The 10276-nt window shown below is 65.7% G+C and carries 7 protein-coding genes and 1 pseudogene; 5 read left to right on the top strand and 3 right to left on the bottom strand.

Annotated features, from left to right (window positions below; translation table 11 throughout):
* Nucleotides 1-226: pseudogene (locus EN742_RS06120) on the top strand (hypothetical protein); the annotation flags it as partial.
* A gap of 137 nt (nucleotides 227-363) precedes the next feature.
* Here the strand turns inward: EN742_RS06120 and EN742_RS06125 are convergent.
* The 3 genes from EN742_RS06125 to EN742_RS06135 all read right to left on the bottom strand — a co-directional run bounded on the left by EN742_RS06125 (nucleotide 364) and on the right by EN742_RS06135 (nucleotide 3203).
* Nucleotides 364-1011, bottom strand: coding sequence for a response regulator transcription factor (locus tag EN742_RS06125; protein ID WP_126055410.1), 648 nt, complete (start codon nucleotides 1009-1011; stop codon nucleotides 364-366).
* On the bottom strand, nucleotides 1008-2381 hold the full coding sequence (locus EN742_RS06130; RefSeq protein WP_245455515.1) for a sensor histidine kinase: 1374 nt from the start codon (nucleotides 2379-2381) through the stop codon (nucleotides 1008-1010). Before EN742_RS06130 ends, EN742_RS06125 begins: the two co-directional genes overlap by 4 nt.
* A gap of 111 nt (nucleotides 2382-2492) precedes the next feature.
* Nucleotides 2493-3203: a response regulator transcription factor gene (locus tag EN742_RS06135; RefSeq protein WP_126055409.1), complete on the bottom strand. Its 711-nt coding sequence runs from the start codon at nucleotides 3201-3203 to the stop codon at nucleotides 2493-2495.
* Nucleotides 3204-3956: 753 nt separating this feature from the next.
* Here EN742_RS06135 and EN742_RS06140 point away from each other — a divergent pair.
* The 4 genes from EN742_RS06140 to EN742_RS39160 form a co-directional block, all read left to right on the top strand.
* The gene (locus tag EN742_RS06140) at nucleotides 3957-6389 is read left to right on the top strand and encodes a hypothetical protein (protein WP_128332545.1); all 2433 of its coding nucleotides are present in this window, start codon (nucleotides 3957-3959) and stop codon (nucleotides 6387-6389) included.
* A gap of 320 nt (nucleotides 6390-6709) precedes the next feature.
* A complete protein-coding gene (locus EN742_RS06145) occupies nucleotides 6710-8449 on the top strand; it encodes a type I secretion system permease/ATPase (protein ID WP_245487786.1) in 1740 nt (579 codons plus the stop codon).
* 3 nt (nucleotides 8450-8452) lie between these two features.
* On the top strand, nucleotides 8453-9748 hold the full coding sequence (locus tag EN742_RS06150) for an HlyD family type I secretion periplasmic adaptor subunit (RefSeq protein WP_127406920.1): 1296 nt from the start codon (nucleotides 8453-8455) through the stop codon (nucleotides 9746-9748).
* A 219-nt stretch (nucleotides 9749-9967) separates the two neighbouring features.
* Nucleotides 9968-10276: 2-dehydropantoate 2-reductase (locus EN742_RS39160; RefSeq protein ID WP_245492257.1), on the top strand; the 309-nt coding region annotated here is incomplete at its 3' end.

The raw sequence follows: 10276 nt of genomic DNA on the forward strand, positions 1-10276 counted from the left end.
CAACAATAACGGAAACCGCGGCAACAGCGCCAATCATAACAGCCACGTCAACGCGGCGACCGGAGACAAGGTCGAGATCAATGGCAGCACTATCAAGGTCATCCATCCCGACGGAATGAAGGAAGAGATCCAGAACGGCCGCTTCGAGATGGAGGATGCCTTTGGCCGAACCATCATCGAGCGCAAGGCGACGCCTGAGGATCTGGCGCGCCTCTTGGCCTTGTGAGGGCAGGGAACTACCCCCTCTCTGTGCCTCACCCACCCCCGCCCTCAGGACGGGGGTGATTTTTTGAGGCAGTAGGGCAGTCGGAGCCGTGTGCTCCATGGCCTTTACAATTTCCTGTTCCCTACTGCCTTATTCCCCTACTGCCCTCTTTCCTTCGCCTCGTGCATCAGCAGCGCCGCCTCCGTGCGATTGCGCACGTTGAGCTTGGCCAGCACCCTGGTCATGTGATGCTTGACCGTCTTCTCCTGCAGCGAAAGCCTGGCGGCGACCTCCTTGTTGCTGAGGCCCTCCGCCACCAGCCGCAGGATCTCGGCCTCGCGGCCGGTGAGCTGGCTGAGCGGATCGGGCTTGCGACTCGCCGGCTGCAAGAGGTCCGACAGCAGTCTCGCCGACAGCGTTGGCGAGACATAGCTCTGGCCGGCGGCGACGTCGCTGAGGATCTCGGCCAGCGTCTTGGAGCCGACGCCCTTCAGCACATAGCCGCGCACGCCGGTGTTGAGCGCCTGGGCGACGTCGGCATTGGTCTCCGACACGGTCAGCATGACGATCTTCTGGCCGGGGTGGCCGGACAGGATGGTGGCCGCGGCGTTGAGCCCCCCACCAGGCATGCTGATGTCGAGCAGAAGGACATCGGGCGCAACCGTCTGGACCAGCCTTTCGGCGTCCTCGGCGCTGGCGCCTTCGCCAACAACGGCGAAGCCGCCGATTTCGCCCAGGCTGCGCGCGACACCCTCGCGAAACAGGGGATGGTCGTCGACAATGGCGATGCGGATGGTTCCGGTCACGGCTGCTCCTCGACAGACAATGTAATCACCAATCGCGTGCCTTGCGGCCCGGACAGCGTCTCGAACTGCCCGCCGATACTCTCGATTCGTTCCCGCAAGCCCGCAAGCCCGAGCCCTTCGCTCTTGCCCGGATCGAAGCCGGGTCCGCCGTCCATCACTTCGACCATCAGCCTGCCGCCTTTCATGCTGGCCCGCACCGCCTGATCCTTGCCCTTTCCGTGCCGCCAGGCATTGTTCAGCCCTTCCTGGACGAAACGGTAGATGCTGATCTTCTCGGAAGTGCCGAGTTCAGGCAAGCGGGCAGGAAGTGTCAGCGCCACCCTGCTGCTTGTGCGGCGTTCGTGTTCCTTCACCGCAAGCCGCAATATGTCGGGTACGGCCTGTGTTTCGATCTGCGGCAGCACCAGGCCGTTGCAGATGCCGCGGATCTCGCGCATCGCCTCGCCGAGAGTCTTGTGGATGCCCGAAATCTCGGCCTCGCGCAACTCGCTCGAGGCGGCGGGATCAAGCAGGATCGGGCTGTCCATCCTCAGCGCGGCGAGCGCGACAAGCTGCGCCGGCCCGTCATGCAGGTCGGCGCCGATGCGCCTGAGATAGCGTTCGTTGATGGCGGTGGCGCGGCGCGAGGCGCGCTGCACGCGCTGACGCAGCGACGAGTTCTGCGACAGCGCCGTCTGCAATTCCGCGATCTTGGCCTCGAGCGCGGCGCGTTGCGTCTCGATGGTGCGGCTGCCGCGAAAGACGATGCCGGACAACAGCGTCAGCGCCGCCGCCGTGGCGCCCGCCACCACCAGCCAGCTCGACCAAAGTGCTGCCCGCAGCGTCGCCTGGAATTCGTCGGCAACCTCGTAGAATTCCGACACGGCGACGACTTCGCCCGACCAGGGCTCGCGCACCGGATTGTAGATCTCGAACAGCGGCTGCGCGAAAGTCTTGTTGCCCCTGTTTTCGACATCGTCTGAGACGTCGTTGTACTCGGCCACGACATTGCCCGCGAAAGCGGCGATGAGGTGTGGGTTCGGCTCGAACGTCTTGCCGATCAGCGTCGGGTCCTTGGCGTAGAGGATGGTGCCGTCGCGCCGCCACAGCTTGAACGAGACAAGCCGGTTGCCGAGCGCGCCCTGGCCAAGCGTTTCGTCGAGCGCCCGCTTGACGGTGTCGCCGAGCTCGCGGCTTTTGCGCATGTCGGGCAGCAGCGGCGCGATCACGCTGTCGACATAGAGCGCCGTGGTCGCGGCGGAATTGGTTATCACGCCTTCGCGGATCTGCGAGGTGACCCACAGCCCGACCACAAACATCGCCGCCAGCAGCCCGACGCCGCCGGCAATGAAGAACTGCAGGGCGAGCGAAAGCCTGCCCCAGCGCTGCAAATATCCCCCCAAGAAAGTCCCGAGCAATCGCACCACCTCTCCCTGGCTGGGGAGATTATAGGCTTAGCGCGGCGTTTGCGACATCGACCTTTGTGCGGCCCACGCGGGTTTTCATTTGGCCGGGCGCGACAACAGTCTCGGACCGGCGGCGGAATCGGCTTTTGCCGTGCGTCCGCTCCGGGCCTCTGGCCCGATCTGGCCGGCGGCGAGCTGCAAAAGCTGGGCCCGCGAGGAGACCTGCAATTTGCGATAGATGTTGTTCATGTGGATCTTCAGCGTGCCCTTCGAAATCCCGATATCGAAGGCGATCTGCCCGTTCGGCCTGTCGGTGACGACCAGCCGGGCGATCTCCAACTCGCGGCTGGTCAGCCGCGACGACAGGTCATGCCACTTGGTCCTGCGCGCCGCCTCGCTTTGCATGGCCTCGCCGACCAGCTCGGCGGGCAGCCAGCGGCCGCCGGCGGCGACCCGGTGGAGGCATCTCAAGAGCGCGTCGATAGCGGCTTCCTTGAGCACGATGCCGGCAACGCCGGCCGCGACCGCGTCATAAAGCTGGGCCTGCGAGGCGCCGACCGTCAGGAGAACGCAAAGCGTCGCAAGCCCCTGCCTGCCGATCTCGGCGGCGACCTCGAGCCCGCTCATGCCGGGCATGCTGAGATCGAGCACGGCGACATCCGGTTTCTCCTGCCGGATCATCGCCATTGCAGCCGTGCCGTTTTGCGCCGATCCGACGATCCTGAAGCCGGGATCGCGGGCGATCAGGCTGGTCAGCCCGTGCAGCAGCAGCGGGTGATCGTCGGCGACGAGGATTGTCGCGACCATCGTCAGTCCGCCCCTGGTCCGTGTTCGGTCACGGTGACTTCTCCCCTGCGTGCCCAAAACGGGACGCTTCCTGTCATGCCGGAATCGATACGGGATCGCGGCTTGCACCCCCAGCGTGAAACCAAGCCGACGGAAGTAGCGTGGTCGCACAAATATTAGCAACTACTTAGTTAACCCCAGGCCGGGTGCCTTAGCAAGATGCGAGGCGATTGACGGCAAAGCTCAGGAGCCGCCCTGCCGATGCAGGCCTTTGTTCTTGCGACGCAACGAAGCGCTCGGGAAACTCTGGCGGGCTTGAGCAAACGTCGCGACCCCCATCGAGGAAAAGCGAGAATCCTCGAAAAGATATATTCGCGTGATCGCCGAATTTTACTTATGGCGACATCGTGATGGTTCCTATAACCGGGGTTATATGGACGCGCTCACTGCAACCTGCAAAGTATGGTTTGGGAAATATTAACGTCCAAGCGGTTGCTGATGACCGCGTGGGGGTTCGGGGCTTAGGGCGTGAGTATAGCAGTCAGTCCGACGGCGGGCCTGTCCCGCCATCCGGGGGGTGTTGTGTCTGGCGAAGGGGGACTCCTCGCCGGTCCTTTTCGCGTCCAAGGCTGCCACCGTTTTTTCATGCAACGATCGCTTGCCGGCAGGGCCGCGCTGCGCGGACCACGGACGTTTGGCGCCGGCGCCGCGATCAGACTGGGCTAGGGGACGGCGGCTCGGCCGCCGACCGCGCAACATTGTGGAGGAAGTAACATGGCGGACATTGGCGGCGGCGTGCTTCTCGAAGCAACGACCATCGGATCGGGAACCGGGAACTACGATTCCTTCCTGCGCATTCAGGCGACGAGCGTCGAGGAGGGTTTCAACACCGATCAGAACGGCAACGTGCTCGACAACAAGGCCTCCTTCACGCACAGCCTGCAATTTGGCGATCTCCAGCCGATCAATGTCGGCGGCACCGACTACATCGAATTCCGGCTGGACCTCAACGAAAGCAACAACACCACCAACGGCGAGATCTCGCTGACCGACCTGAGGATCTACATCTCCGGTGCCGACGCCACGCTTGCCGACTACAACGCCGGTTTTGCCGGGTTCACCTCGATCTTCGATCTCGCCACCACGCAAGCGCTGATCGACGCCAACCACGGCTCGGGAACGGACGACTACCGGGTACTTATCCCGGTCACCGCCTTCACCGATGCCGGCGTTACCGCAGATTCCTACGTAACGCTCTATTCGAGCTTCTCGGGGTCGAATGGCGGCTTCGAGGAGTGGCGCACCACCACGCTCAGCGGCGGCGCCGAGGACCAGCCGGCGATCGCCATCGACAAGATCACCATCGACGGCGCTGCGTCGGGCGACGGCCTGGTCGTGCTGGTCGACGAACCGATCAGCTGGCAGTACACGGTGACCAACACTGGCAATACGGCGCTGTCGAACATCGTCGTGACCGACGACCAGGGCGTGATCGTCTCGCCCGAGCTCAGCGGCGGCTTCAATGTCGGCGATCTCAACCATGACAACAAGCTCGACACCGACGAGACCTGGATCTTCACGGCTACCGGCACGGCCGTAAAGGGCGACTATTCCAACATCGGCTCCGTGTCGGGCGAGGGCGGAGGCACGACGGTCAACGACAGCGACGGCTCCAGCTATTTCGGCGCCGATCCGAAGATCGACATCGACAAGGTTACGGTCGACGGCGCGACGTCGGGCGACGGGCTGACCATCCTGGCCGGCGAGTCGATCTCCTGGAAGTACACCGTGACCAATCTGGGTAATGTCGCCCTGTCGGGTATCAATGTGACCGACGACCAGGGCGTAGTCGTTACGGCGGATCTCGTTGGCGGCTTCAATGTTGGCGATACCAACCAGGACGGCAAGCTCGACCTGACCGAGGCCTGGGTCTACACCGGCACCGGCGTCGCCGGCATCGGCGACTACAGCAATATCGGCACCGCCTCCGGCTCCTTCACCGACGATGCCGGGCATACCGCCACGCCTCAGGACACCGACCCCTCCAGCTATTTCGGCGCCGACCCGCATATCACGCTGGACAAGAAGACCAACGGCGTCGATCACGGCCTCAACATCTTCCAGGGCCAGCCGGTGACCTGGACCTACGACGTCAAGAACGACGGCAACGTCGCGCTGTCGAACGTGGTGGTGACCGACGACAACGGCACTCCTGGCATTGGTGACGATTTCCATCCGGCGGCGATCCTCTCCGGCGGCTTCAACTCCGGCGACGCCAACCAGAACGGCCTGCTCGACGTCGGCGAGACCTGGCACTACCAGGCCACCGGCACCGCGCAGCTCGGCGGCTATGTCAACAACGCCACCGCCACCACCGATGCCTATACCGATACGGCCGGCCATTCGCGCACGCCGAGTGCCACCGACAGCAGCGACTATGAAGGCTACTCCAACAAGGCGCTGACGCAGGGCTTCTGGGGGAGTCATACCGACGCCTGGGACAACATCCCCGGCAACGAAGGCAATCCCACCAAGAGCGCCGTCAAAAGCGGCGTCCTGTCCAGTCTCGACGTCAACCCGAGCGTCGACGACCCAGCCACCGTCGGCGTCGACGAGAGCAAATACCTGCTGCTTGGGGATGCGAACCACAACGGCTTGGTCGACGACGACCACAACCTGTGGATTTCAATCTCCCTGGCAAAATCCATTGAATCAAGTTCGACCAGCGGCGACGCGCGCGTCATCATGCTGCAGCAGGCGATCGCCGCCCAGCTCAACATCGACAACGGCGTGGCGCAGCCCTTCAACTTGATCGACGAAGCTGTGATGTGGCTGAAGGGCCAGGGCGCCTGGGCGAGCCTCGGCGTCAATCTCGACAGCAACAATGACGGCTTCATCGACACCAACGGCGCCGGCACGGCGTTGGCGGGCCCCGCGGTGAAGACCAGCTCGATCGCCTGGAACAAATATGTCGACGTCATCGACCCGGCATCCGGCATTGCCGACTGGAACGGCGGCCAGGAAGCCAATGGCGAGGGCCTGAAGAACGCGCTGATGTGGTTCAACCAGGATCAACTGGTGACCTCGGGGCCGGGCGGCAACGTCGGCTGGTTCAATGGCACCACCATCATCGACGAGCATCCCAACACGCTCGACCAGTTCTGGCTGACGCTGCACGAGGTGGGAGGCCTGACGGGCATCAAATGAGCTGGCGTCCGGCCTTTCGGCCGGCACCTCTCTGCTGCGTTGCCGCGTGAATTGGCATGGCAAAGGGTTCCGCCATCTTCGATCTGGCGCAGGCGAGGCTTCCCGGTCTCGGCTTGATCGCCTGCGCCATTCTGCTCGCCCTGGCCGGCGCGATTGGCGCGTTGCCGGCCTGGGTCTGGCTGATCCCACCGGCGCTGGCGGGCGCCGGCGCGTTTGCCTTGTTGCGTGCGCCCGGCAGCGCTGACGCCGTTGCCGGTGTCGTGCGGCGTCCGACGGCAAGGCCCGGCACCCGGCCGCCGGGCTCGGAACTCGCAGCGGCCATGCGCTCCTGCCGCTCGGCCTTTGCCGCCATCGCCCTGTTCAGCGGCGTGCTCAACGTGCTGATGCTTTCGAGCTCGATCTACATGCTCGAGATCTACGACCGCGTGCTGCCCAGCCGCAGCGTGCCGACGCTGATCGGCCTCAGCCTGCTCGTCGCCATCCTCTATGCCGGCCAGGCCGTGCTCGATTTCGTGCGCGGCCGCATCCTGGTACGCATCGGCACCGCGCTTGACGAGGCGCTCGGTGCCCGCGTCTATGCCAGCGTGCTGAAGCTGCCACTGAAGCTTGGGCGCGGTGGCGACAACATGCAGCCGGTGCGCGATCTCGACAGCGTGCGCACCTTCATGTCGGGCAGCGGCCCGACCGCGCTGTTCGACCTGCCGTGGCTGCCGCTCTATCTGGCCATCATCTTCATGTTCCACGTGCTTCTCGGCCTGACCGCGCTGGTCGGCGCGATCGTGCTGGTGCTGCTCACCGTCTATGCCGAGCGGCTGACGCGCAAGCCGGTCACGTCAGGCACGCAGACCGGCATCGTGCGCAACGGCCTGACGCTCGCCGGCAACCGCAATGCCGAGGTGATCGCGGCCTTGGGCATGGGCGGCCGCATGGCCGCAAAGTGGGAGGAGGCCAACCGCGACTATCTCGCCGAGCAGCGCAGCGTCAGCGACATTGCCGGCGGCTTCGGCGCCGTCTCCAAGATGCTGCGCATGCTTCTTCAATCGGCCATGCTCGGCGTCGGCGCCTGGCTGGTGATCGAGCAGCAGGCGACGGCCGGCATCATCATCACCGCCTCGATCCTCAGCGGCCGTGCGCTGGCCCCTGTCGACCTGGTCATCGCCAACTGGAAGGGGTTCCTCACCGCGCGGCAAGGCTGGCAGCGGCTGAACAGGATGCTCGCCGCCATGCCGGCCGACGCCCGGCCGATGGCCCTGCCGATGCCTGCCCGTCATATCTTCATGCAGATCGTCAGCATCGCCGCGCCAGGAACCCAGCGGCTTCTGGTGCATGAGGCGAGCTTCGCGCTCGAGGCCGGCCATGCCGTCGGCATCATTGGGCCGAGCGGCTCCGGCAAGTCGACGCTGGTCAGGGCGCTGGTCGGCGCCTGGCCGCTTGCGGCGGGCCGGGTCCGGCTCGACGGCGCCGACCTCGACCAGTGGTCGCAGGAGGATCGCGGCCGCTTCATCGGCTACCTGCCGCAGGACGTCGAGCTGTTCGCCGGCACGGTGGCCGAGAACATCGCCCGTTTCGAGCCGGACGCCGATCCGGCATTGGTCATCGCCGCCGCCAGGGCCGCCGGCGCGCATGATCTCATCGTCGGCTTCCGCGACGGCTACGAGACCGAGATCGGCGAGCTCGGCGAGGCGGTCTCGGCCGGCCAGCGCCAGCGCATCGCGCTCGCCCGCGCGCTCTATCGCGATCCCTTCCTGGTGGTGCTCGACGAACCGAACTCCAATCTCGACGCCGAGGGCGAGCAGGCGCTGTTCCAGGCGATCCTCCTGGTGCGGCAGCGCGGCGGCATCGTCGTCCTCGTGGCGCATCGGCCGAGCGCGCTCGCCACCGTCGATTTCGTCCTCGCAATGAACCAGGGCCGCATCCAGGCTTTCGGCCTCAAGGACGACGTTCTCGCCCGGCTGTTCCCGCGGCCGCAGCCGGCGGTGGCAACGGTGGCCGGCGTGCCGCGGCTGAGGCTCGCCACCGAGGAGCCGCCGCGCTCTGGCGCCGCGGCGGCCGGGGAGTGAGGGATGCGCGCCACCTCTCACCAGTCCATTCGCGCCCACACGCTTCTCGGCCTCGGCGCGGTCGCGCTGCTGGTCGGCGGCGTCGGCGGCTGGGCCGCGCTGACGCAAATCTCTGGGGCGGTCATCGCGTCGGGGGTTCTCGTCGTCGATTCCCACGTCAAGGAGGTGCAGCACTCGACCGGCGGCATCGTCGGCGAGATCGCCGCCCATGACGGCGACCGCGTCAAACAGGGCGCGCTATTGGTGCGCCTCGATCCGACCATGCCGGCCGCCAATCTCGCCGTGGTCACCAAGGCGCTCGACCAGTTGTCGGCGCGCGAGGCGCGGCTGGACGCAGAGCGCCAGGGCGCCGGTCAGATCGCCTTTCCGAAGGCCCTGCTCGACCGGGGCGGCGATGCTGTGGTGGCCGAGATCATCGCCGGCGAAAAGCAGCTCTTCGAGACACGGCGGGCGGCGCGCTCCGGCCAGAAGGGCCAGCTCAGGGAGCGCATCGAGCAGCTGCGCAAGGAGATCAGCGGCGACACAGCCCAGGCCGATGCCAAGTCGCATGAGATCGTGCTTGTCGGCGAGGAGCTCGTCAGCCTGCGCGCGCTGTGGAAGAAGCGGCTGATCTCCATCGACCGGCTGACCGCGATGGAGCGCGAGGCGACGCGGCTCGACGGCGAGCGCGGCCAGCTGACGGCGGCGCTGGCGCAGGCCGAAGGCAGGATCGCCGAGATCAACCTGCAGATCATCCAGGTCGATCTCGATCTCAGCACCGAGGTCAACAAGGATCTGCGCGAGATCGACGCCAAGATCGGCGAACTGATGGAGCGCAAGGTCGCCGCCGAGGACCAACTCAGGCGCATCGACATCCGCGCGCCGCAGGACGGTGTCGTGCAGCAGTCGATCGCCTACACGATCGGCGGCGTCATCACGCCCGGCCAGATTATCATGCAGATCGTGCCCGACAGCGACAGCCTGGCGATCGAGGCCAGGATCGCGCCGAGCGACATCGACCAGCTGTTCGTCGGCCAGCCGGCGGCGCTGCGCTTTTCGGCCTTCAACCAGCGCACCACGCCGCAGATCAACGGCACGGTCGAGCGCACCTCGCCCGACACCACCACAGACCAGCGCACAGGCATCAGCTACTACACCGTGCGCATCGCCACCACGAGCGCGGAGGTGGCGCGCCTCGGCCAGGTCAAGCTGGTTCCCGGCATGCCGGTTGAATCCTTCATCAAGACCGCCGACCGCACGGTGCTCTCCTATCTGGTCAAGCCGCTGCAGGACCAGATCAGCCGCGCCTTCAGGGAGTAAGGCAGGCCGAAAGCGCTTAGGGTCGCTTGCTGTCCAGGCGTCATCACGCCCGGCCAGGTTATCATGCAGATCGTGCCCGACAGCGGCTAGTCGCGATCTGCTTGCCGCCGAATATCCGCCCCGGTCCGGCTGGCTGTGTATTCAAGGAAATGCTAATATTGACCTGGTCGGTGGGAGCTTCGTGCGGCCGATCGCGGCGGCGGGCGTCGAGGGGACGGCATGCGGATCGCAATGATGGGAGCGGGCGGCATCGGCGGCTATGTCGGCGCCAGGCTCGCCGAGCTGGGGGGCGAGGTCAGCTTCATTGCTCGCGGTGCCCACTTGCAGGCAATGCGCCAGAGCGGCCTGCGCATTCAAAGCGACCTCGGTAACATCTTGCTGTCCAATGTGTCCGCGAGCGACGCGCCGGCCGACATCGGTCCCGTCGATCTGGTGATTTTCGCGGTCAAGCTCTACGACAGCGAGAAGGCCGCCGCCACGCTCGGACCGCTCATCGGCGGGAACACGCGCGTCGCGACGCCGCAGGAC

It is taken from the genome of Mesorhizobium sp. M4A.F.Ca.ET.020.02.1.1 (assembly GCF_004022645.1).
In the GTDB taxonomy this organism is placed as follows: Bacteria; Pseudomonadota; Alphaproteobacteria; order Rhizobiales; family Rhizobiaceae; genus Mesorhizobium.

Excerpts from the sequence above, each read along its gene's own strand:
- EN742_RS06140 (WP_128332545.1), top strand. The coding sequence starts at position 3,957 with ATGGCGGACATTGGCGGCGGCGTGCTTCTCGAAGCAACGACCATCGGA.
- EN742_RS06135 (WP_126055409.1), bottom strand. The coding sequence starts at position 3,203 with ATGGTCGCGACAATCCTCGTCGCCGACGATCACCCGCTGCTGCTGCAC.
- EN742_RS06150 (WP_127406920.1), top strand. The coding sequence starts at position 8,453 with ATGCGCGCCACCTCTCACCAGTCCATTCGCGCCCACACGCTTCTCGGC.
- EN742_RS06145 (WP_245487786.1), top strand. The coding sequence starts at position 6,710 with ATGCGCTCCTGCCGCTCGGCCTTTGCCGCCATCGCCCTGTTCAGCGGC.